10 protein-coding genes and 1 other RNA gene are annotated in these 16,080 nt (G+C 56.4%); 2 read left to right on the plus strand and 9 right to left on the minus strand.

Annotated elements, in window-relative coordinates; all coding sequences use genetic code 11:
* Positions 1 to 332 precede the first annotated feature (332 nt).
* Both H096_RS11245 and H096_RS11250 read right to left on the minus strand, forming a co-directional pair.
* Positions 333 to 698, minus strand: a complete 366-nt coding sequence (locus tag H096_RS11245) for a hypothetical protein (protein WP_017735521.1) — start codon at positions 696 to 698, stop codon at positions 333 to 335.
* A gap of 548 nt (positions 699 to 1,246) precedes the next feature.
* A complete protein-coding gene (locus H096_RS11250; RefSeq protein WP_017735522.1) occupies positions 1,247 to 2,221 on the minus strand; it encodes a hypothetical protein in 975 nt (324 codons plus the stop codon).
* Positions 2,222 to 2,447: 226 nt separating this feature from the next.
* On the opposite strand from H096_RS11250, the gene H096_RS11255 reads away from it, so the two are divergent.
* Both H096_RS11255 and H096_RS11260 read left to right on the plus strand, forming a co-directional pair.
* Complete coding sequence (locus H096_RS11255) at positions 2,448 to 3,023, plus strand: recombinase family protein (RefSeq protein ID WP_033898244.1); 576 nt, start codon at positions 2,448 to 2,450, stop codon at positions 3,021 to 3,023.
* Between the two features lie 128 nt (positions 3,024 to 3,151).
* Positions 3,152 to 3,985 carry a hypothetical protein gene (locus tag H096_RS11260; protein ID WP_033898245.1) on the plus strand — a complete coding sequence of 278 codons (834 nt, stop codon included), beginning with the start codon at positions 3,152 to 3,154 and terminating at the stop codon, positions 3,983 to 3,985.
* Positions 3,986 to 4,141: 156 nt separating this feature from the next.
* On the opposite strand, the gene H096_RS11265 is transcribed toward H096_RS11260, so the two are convergent.
* The 7 genes from H096_RS11265 to H096_RS11290 form a co-directional block, all read right to left on the minus strand.
* Positions 4,142 to 5,197 carry an AAA family ATPase gene (locus tag H096_RS11265; protein WP_033898246.1) on the minus strand — a complete coding sequence of 352 codons (1,056 nt, stop codon included), beginning with the start codon at positions 5,195 to 5,197 and terminating at the stop codon, positions 4,142 to 4,144.
* Positions 5,197 to 5,412, minus strand: a complete 216-nt coding sequence (locus H096_RS11270; protein WP_019817960.1) for an AlpA family transcriptional regulator — start codon at positions 5,410 to 5,412, stop codon at positions 5,197 to 5,199. The genes H096_RS11265 and H096_RS11270 overlap by 1 nt, the downstream gene beginning before the upstream one ends.
* A gap of 481 nt (positions 5,413 to 5,893) precedes the next feature.
* The gene (locus tag H096_RS11275) at positions 5,894 to 10,789 is read right to left on the minus strand and encodes a type ISP restriction/modification enzyme (protein ID WP_033898247.1); all 4,896 of its coding nucleotides are present in this window, start codon (positions 10,787 to 10,789) and stop codon (positions 5,894 to 5,896) included.
* Positions 10,790 to 10,929: 140 nt separating this feature from the next.
* A complete protein-coding gene (locus tag H096_RS11280; protein ID WP_033898248.1) occupies positions 10,930 to 12,135 on the minus strand; it encodes an integrase arm-type DNA-binding domain-containing protein in 1,206 nt (401 codons plus the stop codon).
* Positions 12,136 to 12,308: 173 nt separating this feature from the next.
* Positions 12,309 to 12,705, minus strand: a transfer-messenger RNA (tmRNA) gene (gene ssrA, locus H096_RS33085).
* 104 nt (positions 12,706 to 12,809) lie between these two features.
* A complete protein-coding gene (locus H096_RS11285) occupies positions 12,810 to 13,088 on the minus strand; it encodes a hypothetical protein (protein WP_033898249.1) in 279 nt (92 codons plus the stop codon).
* A 136-nt stretch (positions 13,089 to 13,224) separates the two neighbouring features.
* Positions 13,225 to 16,035, minus strand: a complete 2,811-nt coding sequence (locus tag H096_RS11290; RefSeq protein WP_033898250.1) for an FAD-binding and (Fe-S)-binding domain-containing protein — start codon at positions 16,033 to 16,035, stop codon at positions 13,225 to 13,227.
* Positions 16,036 to 16,080: the final 45 nt, after the last annotated feature.

The following is a 16,080-nucleotide window of genomic DNA, read 5'->3' on the forward strand; positions in this document are numbered from 1 at the left end:
GGCCTCATTTTAAGGCTTGGAGGTGTCTACGAAACTAGGGGCGATTCATTCTTGTATCAGCAGTGAATTCCTGTGCGACATGTTGCAGCGCTTGAGTAGGTTACGGGCTATAAGCAGTGTAGTGCGCTAAATCTACTCGCTGCCAGCCAGCAGGCCAGTGCATGCGGGGTTCAAAGGCTATATTTGCTATTAGCAGTGATGCGTACGTCCAAGGCTGCTGGCCAACTGCGATCTGTATTAGCAGTGAGAGGCTTCACTTTCATAAAATAAACATTGGTAGGTGCCGGTCTAGCTGGTACCTGTGTCGCGCAGCGGATGGCGGCGGTGATGCGCTACCCTTCACTGCATCGCTGCTGTTCGAATGCAATGCGGTTCATTACGCAGATGGGGATGGGGTAGCCCTGGATGTGGGTCGTGAGAGCCTCGCTGCCGGCGATCACCATGATGCAGGAGAGGCCTCTGCGGAAGCGCATTCCTCGTCCCGAGTAATTGCGCGGGATGATCTCCCATGATTCGTCGTCGTAGTAAAAACCAACGATTTCTGACCAGTGCGATTGGACGCCCGCGCCCATGATGCCTACTGGTGTCAGGCAGAAAATTTCTACCTGGGTTTCCTGCCCAAGAGGTACGGCGTAAACCCGACCGTTTGGTGCAATGGGTGGGAAGTACTGCCCGTTACCGAGGTGGCGAAATTCCATGGTGGTGCTCCGGATAGATGAGGTCGCTAGACACTCTCCGGTAGTTTTAGGAAAACCCAAGATCAGATGTTGTCTGCGAGTCGGCGCACGGGTTATGGCGTACCGGGCAAGCTAATTCGCCACATCGAGAAGCGAGCATGCCGTTGATCTAAGCGCTTCGGCGCTCCGGTCATTTTCGCATTGACGCGGCAACTGACTACCCAGCCAAGGTCATCGCTGATCTCATGGACTTGGGTGGCAAATATTGCGTATCGCAGTAGTGATGCCTTGCAGGTGGATTCGGGTAGGCGCCCGCTGCCGATGAAAAGGCAGCGGACAGTTTGTTACAGGTATCTGGTCATACCGCTGAAGACTCAATCGTCGCCACGCTTCTTGTCCAGATACGCTGCGACCATGTAGCCAACAGCACCTGTGATGGTGAGCGCACTGATGACCGCAAGTACCGCATATACCAACAATTCAAAACGATCCACGCCCTGACTCCTTTGACTCGAAGTAAGCCAAGTTTAAGGGCGTCTGATCTAATCCCAAATCTGCTGCGTAGTGCCTTAGCGGCTGGTACCGGCTGCTTCCTTCAGTAGGGTGGCTCGGGCACCGACGTATGCATCAGTTTCCCAGATACGTAAATTTCCGAGCTCGTAGGCGACGTGATCCCGCGCCTCTAGATCCTCGTCGTGGGGAGCGTTTCCCCCAAGAATCGGAGCTTTATGATCGGCCCATTGTTCGTAGAGCTCGCAGGCATACGCTGAGCGGCAATCATCAAAATTTAACCCATGAGCAAGCAAAAGCTCCTTAGCTGCAGGTAGGCTGTTTTGCCGCCATATCCGCCATGCTTCTTGTCTTGGATGGTGACAGTGCCGCACACCTTGAACTGCCGAGGCCGTTTCCAAAACGGCGATCTGCTTGCCCCCTGAGATATTAATTTTGCGGTGATCGTATGGATCTTCGCTGCCGTTACTTACCGAATGATATCCGTCTGCTTTGGCGTCATTCAGAGCTATTCGGGCATCGAAGAAAAACGCTTCACGCAGCGAAATGCCCAGATACCGTACTAACATAATCACCACCGCCAGGTGCTCAGAGAGGCGAGTTTGAACGTCTTCTACAGCTGCCTCGAACCTCGCTTGATCAAGGCTGCGCGGGACGGTAATCCGTGCATGGTTAGGAAAGCCAATACGGTCGCCAACGTCAGCTGTCGCGACTTTCCAGCCACCATCGGTTGCAAGGGCCATTACTGAATACACGGTCTCAAGCAAGTTCGCCGCGCCTTGCTGCGAGAGATTCCCGTGGTACACCTGGATACAGAGTTCTTCGCCGTATTGCCGCACCAGTTTTTTATTGACGAGCTCCAGGATGTCCACCTCATGAGACTCCTTGGCGTAAATACTAAACTGGGCCCACTGCTGGTCGTGGATCATTGCCTCGTGTTGGCTGAGGAGGCCGCGCCGGACTGCCTCCCTGAGGATCGCCGAACCGGCCTTGCTCAAGTCCCGATCAAAATGTAGGTGGAAACTCTGCTTCATGGTCATTCCTCCAATCAGCTCAGGTGCTGAGCTGCTGTAGGGAATGTTGAGGAAGAAAAAATATCCTGTGGTTCGTTTTCGGTCGCTTTCAGCACCTGAAATTGACGAGCGCATCCGTCCCGTAAACGGTCGTTTACGGAACGCCTATTCCAGATGAGCTTTTGGGCTTGGGATTTACCGGTTTCCTGTCACTTTTCCTGTACCGAAATCAGTGTGAGAAAAACGTATGGGAAAGCGGATTGGATATGCCCGAGTGTCGACTGATGATCAGAACCTCGACCTGCAGCGAGATGCACTTGCTCTGGCTGGGTGCTCAACAGTCTACGAGGAGACCATGAGCGGCAAGTCGGCGGACAGGCCGGAGCTGGGGCATTGCCTCAAAGCTCTGCGTAGTGGTGACACTCTGGTTGTCTGGCGACTGGACCGCCTCGGTCGTTCTTTGCCTGACTTGGTTGGGATTGTCAGTAGCTTGGAGCGGGAAGGGGTGGCCTTCGAATCCATAACCGAACGAATCGAAACCACCAGCGCTGCCGGCAAGCTGATCTTTCACGTGTTCGCTGCCCTGGCTGAGTTTGAGCGCAACCTCATTCGAGAACGAACTCGTGCAGGACTGGCTGCGGCTCGTGCCCGTGGGAGAAAAGGTGGACGCAAGCCTGCGCTGGATGATCGTCAGGTGCGTGAGATACGAGCTCTTCTCAGAGATCCTGAGATACAGGTGACCGATGTTGCCCGACGGTATGGCGTTTCTCGAACAACGCTTTACCACTACGTCGGTTCGCCGAAATCATCTGCTGTCGTTTAAGTGGTGGTGGTATTTTCCGCTGAAGTTGCTCAGATAATTTTGGGCGCTATGACCTGGCAGGCAAGTGAAGGATGTCTCCGGCGTACTACGTGTGCCGGACTACCACTGAATAAAAATAGGGAGTTTTCATGTCGGTGCTTTTTTCTGTGAAGGGGTGCGTTGGTACCTTGCTGTTGGTTGCGTTGGTGGGTTGCTCCAGTACCCCGAAGGTCACGTTGCCAGAACCTAAAGATGTTCCTCGCGAAAAATGGTCCGATGCCATGTTGGTTCTGGAAGCCATGCGCATCGATGGTCAGCGCGATATTCCAAGAGAAATGGTTGGGAATGAAGTAGATAACCTGAGCTCGCCGCGATCTTCGGGAGGCTCTGGAGGTCTAGCAACGGCAGGTTTGGGATACGTGTCACCTCCAACTGGTTTTAGCAGCGCAGGAGCAGCTTCTCTTGGCGTCGGGTTGTTCTTGTTGGGTGGTGGCAGTGCTGGCCCTGTCTATCACTACCAGGTTGCTGCGTGGGTGCCTGAGGAGCTGGCGTCTAACCCAAAGGAGGCATCTGCGTTGGTCAGGTCGGCTTGGCTTGAGGCGAGAGAGAAATACTTCGGTGGAACAATCTCAAAGTTGCGCCATGAGCCTGCTAGGTACGCTGACGGCTCAGGTAAGAAATACGACAGGCTTGCAGATTTGGCTGCTGGGAACCCCGCGCCGTTCGACGCTCCGGCGAGCGCTGCGCCAGCATTCATTTTGGCCGAGAAAGCCTACGGCCCGATTTTCCTGACCGATCCCTCAGGCGAACTATTTGCTGACGCTAGCCGAGCAGATAAGGACGGCATGGATGCACTGGCGGGTATTGCTCGTCACCTGCCCGAATGGATGTATGCGTACTATCCTGGACGGAATTGGCCTAGGGACTTCCGACCTGCCGCGATTTACAACAAGAACGGCAATCTCTATTTCATTGGGAAGTAGTCGTGGTCGGCCTGTGCGACTGGCGATCAGCCAATCATTTCGGAATTTTGTCTGCGTGATCAGTTATGCAGATTCTATCGCGAGGCGAAGGCGTTCAATAAAAAACGAAGGTGCTCAACACAAACATTGAGCACCTTCGGCGTGCGTTGAGCGCCTTCAGGGAGTGGTGGGAAGCTCCCATGCCCATCCGCCCTGCATTCCTGTTTTGTGTGAACGTATACCTAGCTGTTTCTGGGCTCTGCGAAGTGACGCCGAAGAAATGCAACGCTCTTCAGCTAGAGCTATCAAGTCATTGCTTGCAACAGGCCCAGCTTGCAACGTCTCTTTAAGGAAGCTGCAGGCCTCTTGAGTAGCTGATACGGGCCTGGCGTCACCCGTTTGCTCAATAGCAGCGAGAATGGCTTCAGCGCTTCCTTCGATAGCATCTCCCCATCGGATGCAGGTTGTTTCCAGCTGCTCGCCTATAACGACGGGCTCAACGAAATACTCAATCCCTCCGCTATCAATCGAAACGTTGGATTTGGCTCGGACAAGCACCCTGGCTTCTGAATTCTGATCTTTCTCTGCCACCAGTACAGTGCGAGCGAGCGCGGAGAATGCCTGGCTGCCGATCACACGATTAGCTGCGGAGGACTGGCCCGAACCTTTGCTTAGGTGAGATATGCCGAGGACAGCACAACAATGTCGTTCTGCAAAATCCACTACCATTTGCAGCCCCTGCCGAACTTCGTTTGCTCGGTGCATGTCCCCACGAATGAGATTGATCAGGGGGTCGAAAATCAGCAATGAGACGCCGTCAATCCGTGCGGCTGCTTCATTTAAAAGGGCAAAGTTGGCAGCAGGATCAAACTGTCGCCTATTCCCACTCTGATCCCTTAGCCCCTCAATTACGTGCACGCGGTTCAGGTCTGCGTCTGCAGCTATGAGGCGAGGAATGATGGTGTCAGCTATACCATCCTCGCCGCTCCAAATTACAACGTTGCCTGCTGCGTCACCTATGCTGCCGTCTGGCCAGTCCGCTCCTCTACTAAGCCTGGCGGCCAGCGATATTGCCAACGTGGTTTTACCGCACCCACCTGCGCCGGCAAGAATGGATAGCTTTGCCCTTGGCAGCCAGCCTGGCCAAATCCACTGGATCTTTTCCACTGGAATATTGACCGCTGCTGTGAGTTCTACCGTCCAGCCTGGCTGTTGAGGTGTTCGGCGCTGCATTACAGCGCCTCCCTTTGCCGAATCCAAGCTTGGATTTCGCTGTTTTTCCAGCCGACGCTGGAACCGCACAAAAGGCGTTGTCGCGGGAAAAGGCCCTCCGATATTTTGCGATAGATCGTTGAGCGTTTTAGGCCGACGATTGCTTCGACATCGCGTAAGCGAAGAATTTTGTCATCGTCGCCGACGTCGTCAAAGTTGCTAACGTGCATTGCCATAGGTTTTGAGTCCTAGGTCCTGAAGCGTGGGGCAGCGTCCTCCGGCACTACTGCTAAAAAGGGTAAAAGACGGAAATCGGCTGGCTATTTAGCGAGCACGGGCATTTGCCACACGCATAGGTATATGCGCGTTTCCGAGATAAATGTTCGGTAGCGTCGGAGGTCGTTGTGGGCTACAGAAGTTCTAGGGCCCTAAGGCTTCTAGTGGCAGAACGGGCTGAGGGTGTTCTGACCAGATACGCAAATCAACCAATGGCAGCTGATGCGGCCCGTTCAGCGGATGCGAACGAGGCGAAAGTTTTTAACGTCGTTACCAGGGCGACGTGGCGGACCGTTGCGGATCGATAGGGATCGCTTGGGACGGACAATTTTTAACATGAGAGTGCCGGGCTGGCAATCAGCAGATGCTCTGCCTTGGTTGGGTAAGGGGCCCCAACCAAGGCAGTAGTTGACTGAGTGCTCAGCGTTTTATCGGGCTTAACTAGTCATCTGTGGCGATATCGAGTTTGGGCAGCGCCTTGACGATTTTCTGGGTTTCCAGGCTCACGGTGACCACGCGCTGGAAGAGCTCCAATGGATACTTGGGGTTGCCCATGGTTTCGTTGGCCCAGTCGTTGGCGTCGTTGACGATGCCGCTGGCCTTGTCGATACGCACCGCTTGGCGCTCCATCACCCAATCGAGTGCGGCTTTGCCGTTGACGACGTAATCCCACGCCGCTTCAGGAATGCCCTTTATGGTGATGCGGTGGTTGTAGATGACGGTGGTCTTGTCGCCCTTCTTGGCGAACTTCATCTTCTCCACGCGGTAATCGGCATTAGTCAGCGTGTCCTTGGCCTCGATGGTCAGCGGGTAGGGCGCGACGGTTTCGTAGTTCAGGTGAAGTTCGGCCAATGCGCGGCCCGCCTTGCTGAAAGCCCAGAAGTCGACGGCTTTCTTCACTGCCGGAATGCGTGGCAGTTCCTTGCTCAGGTTGTCGGCATAGCGCTCCCGGTAGTCGGGCGAATGGAGGATGCTGTAGACGTAGTAGAACAGGTCTTCTTTGCCGATCTGCTCGCCGGGATAGGCTGTATTGAAGTGTGCAAGGCCGGCATCGGTGATGGCATCTCGGCGGCGCAGCCCACTTTCAACCGGCTCTGCAAAGAGGTCGTCATCTGAGGCTTGGGCGGCTTCGTCGTAGAGGTAGAGGGGAAAGCATTGCGTGCCTCCATCGGTCTGTAGTTCTGGCGGGCGGTTCACCATTAACGCAAGTTGACCAAACTCGGCGGGGCGTTGCTTAACCATGATGAGACAATTTTCCGCCTTAGCGTTCGGGAAGATGCGCGGCATCTGGCCAACACGGTGTACTACGTTCGAATCATAAGAGAAAGCCTGCTTGGTAAACGGCCGGTAGACCATGGTTCCAATACAATCTGGACGGAGCTTCAGCATGGTTGCGTCAGCGGCATTAGCAAACAAACTGCTCGTCCAGCTAATTTGCGTCGCATCGTTGGATAACAATGGCTTTATCTGGTCGATTCGCTCCTTTTTTGATCCTTGGAGGGATGCGGCACCAACGCGCTGAATCTCTTTGTTATAGAAGTCCAGCATTGATGCTACGTTGAGTTTCACCTTCGACTCACTGGAGTTGATGACCCATGCATCCCGCCCGGTCTCCAGCCCTCTGGTGTAGTTTTCAAAAAGTACTTCCGAAGTTCTGTCGTCCTTATCGCCCAAGACGATGAACTGGCCAAAGCTATTATCACGCTGCTTCAACCAATCACCATGCTCGTCGGGGACTACGTGCTGCCAGCCTGGAATGCCGGCCACACTGGCATAGCTGACTATCTTCTCCAGCTTTTCTTCGCGGCTGAGATAGTCGCCGATATCGTGGAAATAGATCTGGCCGTGGGTTACCGCTTCGGGGTTCTTGACCAGCAGCGAGATGGCAATTGGGGCACGGCTGCCACTACCAAAAATCTTCCCACCTTCCTTACGTGAGGTTTCGCCACTGGTACGCTGGTTGCCACGTAGGTGGAACACATAGAGGCTGGAGAACTCATCCACCAGGCACTTGCGTAGGCCATCTGCAGTATTGGCTTCTACGAAGCCTGCGTTGGTAACGAAACCGATGATGCCGGCATCACCAATACGGTCACTGGCCCAGCGAATGGAGCGGATATAGCTGTCATAGAGTGCGTTCTTGTTGTTCGCGTCTGAACGAGCGGCATAGGTTGTTCGAATGCGCTCATCCAAGCTTGGATAAGGGACGTTAGCGTTGTTGGCGTTGGCGTCACCTTGGCCGACTGAATAAGGCGGATTGCCCACAATCACGCGTATATCCAAATCCTTCTGCCGCTTACGCCGGGCGCTGTTGTCCTCCAACAGCGCGTCTACCAAATCGTCCTTCTCATACATCTGGAAGGTATCGGTCAGGCAGATGCCTTCAAATGGGGCGTACTCGTCGATTACTTCGCCGTGGTAGGCCGCTTCGATATTGATGGCGGCAATGTAGTAGGCCAGTAGTACCAGCTCGTTAGCGTGGATCTCGTGCCGGTATTTGTGCGGCAACTCTTCCGGCTTGATCAGGCCAGACTGGATCAGGCGGGTGATGAAGGTACCGGTGCCAGTGAACGGGTCGATGATGTGGACGCCCTTACTGCCCAGGGTTTGGCCGAACTCCTGTTGCAGCAGGTGGTTGACGCTGTGGAGGATGAAGTCCACCACTTCGACCGGGGTGTAAACGATGCCCAAGCGCTCGGTCATCTTGGGGAAGGCGTTGCGGAAGAACTTGTCGTACAGCTCGACGATGATCTTCTGCTTACCCTGGGCGTTGTCGATGCCGGCAGCACGCTGACGCACACTAGCGTAGAACTTCTCGAGGGTATCGGCTTCCTTGGCCAGGTGATGTTCGTGAAGCGCGTCCAGTACGCCTTGCATGGCCTTGGACATGGGGTTGTGACTGGCAAAGCTGTATTCATCGAACAACGCATCGAACACTGGCTTTGTTACCAGATGCTGGGCAAGCATTTCGACGATCTCGCCATCGCTGATGCTGTCGTTGAGATCATCGCGCAGCTCTGCGGCGAAGGCCTCGAAAGTCGCTCTCTCCTGGGTATATTCAGGGTTCTCCAAAATGCCCTGGATACGGTCGATATGGGTGCGGGCGATCTTGGCGATATCGTTGGCCCAGTCTTCCCAGTGGTGGCGGTTGCCGCACTTGTCGACGATCTTGGCGTAGATGGCCTTCTCGATTTCCCCTACCTCATAGGCCAGCTCGGCCTGCTGGGTCATCTGGCCTTCGACATCGTACTTAGCGCGTTTCTCACCAATGCCGTACTGACCTTTACCTGCCTGGCCGTTGCTGGTGCCGCTAGCTTTCCTGGCCTTTTTCTCGACCTTGTCGGTGATGGCGATGACTTCCATCTTGCGCGGGTCAGAGCCGATCAGATCGAGCTTGTTGACCATGGCGTCGAAGCTGTCGTCGTGCGAGCGCAGTGCCTGGAGCACCTGCCAGACGACCTTGTAGGTCTGATTGTCGTTGAGGGCTACATGGGGTTCCGTATTGGCTGGGATAACCACCGGCAACACCACATAGCCACGCTTCTTGCCTGGTGCGTTGCGCATCACTCGGCCTACGGATTGCACCACGTCCACTTGGGAGTTGCGCGGAGTGAGGAAAAGCACCGCGTCCAGTGCCGGTACGTCCACGCCCTCAGACAGGCAGCGCACGTTGCTAAGGATGCGGCATGTGTTGGTGGGTGGTTCTTCTTTCAGCCAGTTGAGCTTGGCTTCTTTCTGGCTGGCGTTCATGCCGCCATCGACGTGTGCGGCTTCACAGATGATGCGCGAGCCCTCGTCGATCTCTTCGGACTCCTGGTAAGCCTCAACCACCGACTGGAACATGCTGGCGATGTTGATCGAGCTGACCTTGTGCTTGGTTCCTTTGTAGTTAGGCGAGATGACCTGGCAGAAGGCCACAGCGCGCTTCATGGGCTGATCATCACCCACAAGATTTTCAGCTAGCCCTTGTTTGGCCAGCGCCTTCCAGCAGCCGACGATCTTGGCGGCGTCGTCCACCTTGAGTTGATTGTCTTCGTCCTTCAACAGTTCCTGAAGCCGACGATTGATAACGCTCTCTTCAACAGTGAGTACCAGAACCTTGTAGTCGGTGAGCAGACCGCGCTGAACAGCCTCGGAGAAGTTGATGACGAACAACTCTTTGCCGTAAAGCGCTTCGTCATCCATCGAGCACAGGGTGACTTCACCAGACTCGGCCTTGATCTTGGCGTTGTCGCCGTAGATGCGCGGCGTAGCGGTCATGTACAGGCGTTTGGTGGCACGGATGTAGTCGACATCATGAATGCGAACGAAGGTGCTTTCGTCATCATCGTCGAAGGTCGCGCCGGTTGTGCGGTGGGCTTCGTCGCAGATCACCAGATCGAAAGCGGCCAGGCCATGATCAGCCTGGGCGCGGCTGATTACGTCGATGGAGTGATAGGTGGAGAACACCACGCTCATGTGCTCGGAATCGTGACGCTTGAGCATTTCTGCCGCGAGGCGATCTGCCTTGGTAGTGGCCGGGTATCGCAGTTCATGGGTGAACACCTGAACCGCGTCATCCTCTGCTTTTCGCTTCTTGCCTACGTCACTGTCGGAGCAGACGGCAAAGCTGTGGAGCGGAGTGGCGCTTTCCTGCGTCCATTCGGTAAGGGTCTGCGATAGCAGCGACAGGCTGGGCACCAGGAACAGTACACGCTTACCCTTGCCGGCCTGCTGCTCGGCAATTTTCAGGCTAGTGAAGGTCTTGCCGGTGCCGCAGGCCATGATCAGCTTGCCGCGTTCGGCGTCCTTGAGGCCAGCGGCCACGGCATTCAACGCGGTTTGCTGGTGCGCGCGCAGCTGCTTCTTGGCCTTGAGAGCGACTGCCTGATTGGGCTGGTACTTGGCCCAGTCTATCTGGCTGTCTTCCAGGGCTTGCAGATCGATTTTACTGACTGGAGGCTGCTGGCCCTGCAACGCGTCCTCGGCGTGCTCGCTCCAGTTGTTGGTGGTGGCAACAATGACGCGGTGCGAGAACGGCGCTTTGCCCGAGGCGGTGAAGAAACTGTCTATGTCCTTCTTCTGGACTTTGTAGTCCTCGGCGTACAGCTTGCACTGGATGGCGTGGTACTCGCCGGTGCCCTGGGTGCGAGCCACTAAATCAATGCCCGCATCCTTGCCACTGAGGCTTTGTTCCTTCGCCCACTCCGCAAACGTCCATACTTTGTCATAAAGGTCGCGGTAGGTGGCTTCGTTGCGGAGGTAAGTGCAAATCAGCTCTTCGAAGTAAGTACCTTTTTCGCGTTCGGTGACAGAAGCGCTGCGGTAGGTATTCAGCAAAGCTGATAAGGCTGACATCGGTAGGAATTCCTTTTGGACTGCGTCTGGCGCATTACAGGCGCCAAATCGGCGCAGTTTAGCAATTCAGCCAGTACTGGAGCGATAAGATAGTGCTCGTATTAGCTTGAGGGCTCGCTGGCTGATGGGGGCGCTTGCATTCAGCGTTTTATCGAGTCCAAAAAGTCGGCCCAGATCTGCATCATTTCACGCCGCTCTGGCAAGAAGCTGGTTCGATCGTACGCACGTCCCAGCGGATTTTTTACCGTGTGAGCAAGCTGATGCTCCAAGAGATCTGGGCGAAATCCCAGCACCTCCGCACCTATGGTTCTCGCTGTCGCACGAAAGCCGTGCCCAGTCATTTCGTCGCCGCTGATGTCCATGCGGCGTAATGCGCTGAGTACGGCATTGTTGGACATCGGCCGGTCGCCTCCTCGTGCCGAGGGGAAGGCGTATCGATGTCTGCCGGTGAGTGGTTTCAGCTCGCGCAGAACAGCGATTGCTTGCTGGCTCAGGGGAACCAAATGGTCCGGACGATCCTGTTTGGTGGCAGTGAGCCCTTTCATCTTGTGGCCGGGAATCAACCACTCGCCCGCATCCAGATTGACCTCCGACCACTCCATGTGGCGCAGGTCGCCGGGCCGGCAGAACAGCAATGGGGCCAGTTTGAGTGCACAACAAACAGGCATTGTTCCCGTGTAGCTATCCAGTGCTTTGAGCAGTGCCCCGAGTTTTTCAGGATCGGTCACGGCAGCAAAGTGTTTCACCCGCTTGGCTGGGAGCGTCCGTGAGAGATTCCCTATCTGGTTGGGCGGGGTGATGCCGGCAGCTTCGGCGAACTCAAAAATCTGTTTGTAGATCTGGGCAACACGACGCGCCGTCTCGCGAGCGCCGCGCTTGATGATGCGCTGGAGGTTTTCGACCAGCATGGGCGTGCTGATGCTGCTAATCGGGAGTTTTCCCAGCCAGGGGAAGGCATTGAGCTCAAGGCGCTGCCGTACAGTCCGGGTGTACTCCGGGTCCCAGGAGGATTCGCGAATATTGAGCCACTGCGTGGCAACCGATTCAAAAGTGTGCTGGTGATCAAGTTGGCTGACCACCTTGGCCATGCGTCTTTGCAGCGAAGGATCTTGGCCGCTGGCAAGTTGGACACGAGCGTCATCACGTTTGCGCCGAGCTTCCTGCAAGCCGACCTCAGGGTAAACACCAAGAGCCAGGCGTTTTTCCTTTCCCAGAAAACGGTATTTCAAGCGCCAGTAACGGCCTCCGTTGGGCTGCACTTCAAGGTACAGACCCTGTTCGTCGTATAGCCGATAGGGCTTGTCCTGGGGCTTAGCGTTGCGGCAGTTGGTGTCTTTCAGGGGCATTGGGGGCACATCCTCTCCGAGCGAGCTGATGAGCGTTTTATGCCCCCATATATGCCCCCGTCAACTGTGGGATGCCCTGGGATCAGGTGGGAAAACGCGGGCAAGAAAAAAGCCGTAAAGCTTTGATTTCTCTAGGCTTTACGGCTTTTCTGGGTCTTCTTGGGAAGACAAATTGGTGGAGCCGGGGGGATTTGAACCCCCGTCCGCCAGTACTCCGCTGTCGGTACTACATGCGTAGCCGTTTCTATTAAGTTAACCCTCAGCGACCCGAAGGGCAGGGTGCTTTGGGCGAGTTGTGTAAGTTTTAGCCGCTTCGTCCACAACGTACTGCACGGCGATTCTGTTCTATATGACAATCACTTTGGGTTTACAGACATCCCCTGGTGATTGCTGGACCCGAAGGTACCAGAAGCTCAGGGCTAAGGCTGCTTACGCAGCGAGAGCGAATTCCTGGCCGTAGTTTTCGTCATTGGCAACTATAAGAAGTTGCAACAGTGGATTTACGAGTTCTGTTACCAACTCGGCATGCACCTAAAGTTTCGCGACCGGCGTCGAATCCTAAACGGCCCCGTGCTTGTAACTCGTTGTTTCATAGTGAGTGACAAGCCTTTGCAGTGTACGCCAAACCGTCACGGAAGGCCAACCCGAAGGTTGGCCTTCCGTGACTGATCGGGCTACTGGCCGCCTTTTTCGCTGTTCTGCAGGTCTTGCAGTGCCTTCGAGGTGATCTCGATGCACTTCTTGTCATCCCCAGCGGCGTGGGCGGCCTTGGCCGAGGAGACGGCAGTGTCTATCTCGCCGCTTTTGCCGCTGGTGTCAGTGGCAAGCAGCGCTTTACCGTTGTTGATTTTGTCCAGATTGATCTGGCACAGGTCTTTATCGCCCGCCGCAAAAGCAGGGGAAGCCAGCATCGCAGCGGTAATGAACAAGCCAGCAAGAGCGGAACGCTTCATAGGGTATCTCCTTGCGCAAAAGGGCTCGACGCTGCTGGCGTTCAACGGCTGCCAGCGACATCACTGATGAGCCTCGTTTGTCGAGGCCTATGCAGATGACTACGCCGGCGCGCAGGGGTTCTGTTTTTTTGCAGGATTAATGAGCGCGGGCTTGGGTGACTCGGTCAACCAAGTAGACCAACCCGTGATAATCAATACCGCCGTGCTGGCTCAAGCCGATCTCGCAAGTGCGGCTGGTGGAGATGCCTTCGCTGCAATATTGCACCGCTTCTTTTAGTGTGCGCAGTGAGTGGGCGTTGAGTTCCGGCGTGGTGAAGCCCTTGTCACCGGCAAACCCGCAACAATGAATGCCTTCCGGGATAACCACGGTGTTGGAGCAGCGGCGGACTAGGTCGATCAGGGCCTGGCTTTCGCCCAGGTGTTGGGTGCTGCAGGTGACGTGTACGGCGATGGGTGCTTCCTGGGGCGTGAAGTCGAGGCGGTCCATCAGGTGGGTGCGGATAAACCGTACGGGGTCGTAAAGGTCCAGGCGCGTTTCGCCCAAGTCTTGCACCAGGCGCAGGGTGCAGGGGCTGGTGTCGCAGTAGATCGGGTCAAGCCCGCCACGGCTGGCGTGGAGCAGGGCGCCGATCAGTTCCTGGCGCTTGTGTTCGGCCTGTTCGGCGTAACCTTTGGAGGCGAAAGGCTGACCGCAGCACAGGCTGTCCTGATTGTCGGGGAACACGACTTGGTAACCGGCTTTTTCCAGCAGGCCACGGGTTTTGTCGTACAGCGACATTTGTTCTTTATCCCCCGCTGCCGGGCCCATGGCACGTGAAACGCAGGCGGCCAGGTAGACCACCCGTGGCCGTTCGTCCGTCACTGCCGGGCTGAAACGGATGGCTTTTTCCGGCTGCGGCATGGCGTTGGTCCACTGCGGGATTTGCCCCTTGGACAGTTTGGTCACGCTGGCCGATAGCTTCGCCAGGCGCGGTGCGCCCAGCAGCATGCGGGCGCCATTGGCCACGTGCAGGGTAAAGCGCGCGCCTTGCAGCGCGGCGGAGAAATGGGTGGCGAGCCATTCGGCGGTTTTCGTACGGTCGGCGTCGCGGCTGCGCAGTTTTTTCACCAGGTCGCCGGTATTGATTCCCACAGGGCAGCGCTGGGCGCAAAGGCCGGTCGCGGCGCAGGTGTCGATGCCCTGATAGTGATACGCAGCTTCCAACTCAGTGGTGTCGACACCGGCGCGTTTCTTCGCCTGAATGTCTCGCCAGATCACAATGCGCTGGCGCGGGCTCAAGGTCAGGCCTTTCGACGGGCACACTGGTTCGCAGAAGCCGCATTCAATGCACTTATCCACAAGCTCATCAGCGGCGGGTAGCGGCTTGAGGTGCTTGAGGTGGATTTGCGGGTCTTCGCTGAGCACCACGTCCGGGTTGAGGATGCCGTTGGGGTCGAGCAGGCGCTTGAGTTGCCACATCAATTGATAGGCGTCGCTGCCCCATTCCAGTTCCACGAACGGCGCCATATTGCGCCCGGTGCCGTGTTCGGCTTTAAGCGAACCTCCAAACTCCACCGCCACCAGTTGCGCCACGTCGTCCATGAACGCTTGGTAGCGTGTGACTTCTTCCGCGCTGTTGAAGCCTTGGGTGAACACGAAGTGCAGATTGCCTTCCAGCGCGTGTCCGAAAAGGATTGCTTCGTCGTAGTGATGTTTGTCGAACAGTGCGATCAAGCGATTGACGCCGATTGCCAGTTGCTCAACCGGGAAGGTCACGTCTTCGATGATCACGGTGGTGTCGGTTTTGCGCACGGCGCCAACGGCAGGGAAGGTGTCTTTGCGGATTGCCCACAGTCGGGCGTTCTCGGTGGGGTCTTCGGTGAAGTCGACCTGTTGTTCTGCCGGGAATGGAGCCAGGGAGGCCATGATCAGCGCCAGTTGCTCATGCAACAAAGTCGACGATGCTGCGCGGGACTCGATTAACAGGGCGCAGGCATTTTCCGATAGTTGCTGTACGAAAGCCGGCATGCCTGGCTTGTTTTGTACCGAGCGCATGCTGCGTCGGTCCAGCAGCTCGACGGCCGAGACTGGCTGGGTTTTGAGCACGGTGACCGCGTTGCAGCAGGTCTCGACATCTGGAAACACAATCAACGCCGAGGCTTTACTCGGGTGGTCTATGACGGTGTCGTAGGTGACCGCGCTGATAAACCCAAGGGTGCCCTCGGAGCCCACCAGCAGATGGCTGAGGATATCCAACGGCTCATCGAAATCCACCAGGGCATTGAGCGACAGCCCGGTGGTGTTTTTCAGACGGTACTTGTGGCGAATCCTGGCTGCTAATTCGGCATTGGCCCGCGTCTCGCGACCCAATGTCGCCAGGCGCTCAAGCAGCGCGCCGTGTTGTTCACGAAATGCCTTAACGCTGGTGGCGTCTTCGGTATCCAAGCGGCTGCCGTCAGCCAGTACCAGGCGTATGCCGGCCAGGGTGTGGTAGGTGTTCTGCGCGGTGCCGCAGCACATGCCGCTGGCATTGTTGGCGACGATACCGCCGATCTTGCAGGCGTTGATCGACGCCGGGTCCGGCCCGATCTTACGCCCGAACGGCGCCAGCCACGCATTGGCCTGGGCACCGATCACTCCCGGTTGCAGACGGATTTGCGTGCCTTGCCCACGAATCTCGCGGCCATTCCAATTGTCGCCCAGCACGATCAGCACCGAGTCGCTGATGGCTTGCCCGGACAGGCTGGTGCCAGCGGCGCGGAAGGTTACCGGTACGTGGTCGCGCTGAGCTAATTGCAGCAAGGCAACGACTTCGTCTTCCGACTCCACGCGGATCACCAGTTGTGGGATCAGTCGGTAAAAGCTGGCGTCGGTGCCGAAAGCGAGGGTGGAAAGGGGGTCGTCGAAACGTCGATCTTTCGGGATCAGTTGTGCGACGTCGCTCAGGAAAGCAGCAGGCAGGCTCATCGGTCCTCCAGAAATAGCTGACGCCGGAATCGTATCCGGCGGCAT

This window comes from Pseudomonas sp. FH1, assembly GCF_000510895.2.
Lineage (GTDB): Bacteria > Pseudomonadota > Gammaproteobacteria > Pseudomonadales > Pseudomonadaceae > Aquipseudomonas > Aquipseudomonas azotoformans_A.

What these genes read in the sequence shown, in the direction of transcription:
- H096_RS11245 (WP_017735521.1), bottom strand. Translation starts at nt 698, where the DNA reads ATGGAATTTCGCCACCTCGGTAACGGGCAGTACTTCCCACCCATTGCA.
- H096_RS11250 (WP_017735522.1), bottom strand. Translation starts at nt 2,221, where the DNA reads ATGAAGCAGAGTTTCCACCTACATTTTGATCGGGACTTGAGCAAGGCC.
- H096_RS11255 (WP_033898244.1), top strand. Translation starts at nt 2,448, where the DNA reads ATGGGAAAGCGGATTGGATATGCCCGAGTGTCGACTGATGATCAGAAC.
- H096_RS11260 (WP_033898245.1), top strand. Translation starts at nt 3,152, where the DNA reads ATGTCGGTGCTTTTTTCTGTGAAGGGGTGCGTTGGTACCTTGCTGTTG.
- H096_RS11265 (WP_033898246.1), bottom strand. Translation starts at nt 5,197, where the DNA reads ATGCAGCGCCGAACACCTCAACAGCCAGGCTGGACGGTAGAACTCACA.
- H096_RS11270 (WP_019817960.1), bottom strand. Translation starts at nt 5,412, where the DNA reads ATGGCAATGCACGTTAGCAACTTTGACGACGTCGGCGACGATGACAAA.
- H096_RS11275 (WP_033898247.1), bottom strand. Translation starts at nt 10,789, where the DNA reads ATGTCAGCCTTATCAGCTTTGCTGAATACCTACCGCAGCGCTTCTGTC.
- H096_RS11280 (WP_033898248.1), bottom strand. Translation starts at nt 12,135, where the DNA reads ATGCCCCTGAAAGACACCAACTGCCGCAACGCTAAGCCCCAGGACAAG.
- H096_RS11285 (WP_033898249.1), bottom strand. Translation starts at nt 13,088, where the DNA reads ATGAAGCGTTCCGCTCTTGCTGGCTTGTTCATTACCGCTGCGATGCTG.
- H096_RS11290 (WP_033898250.1), bottom strand. Translation starts at nt 16,035, where the DNA reads ATGAGCCTGCCTGCTGCTTTCCTGAGCGACGTCGCACAACTGATCCCG.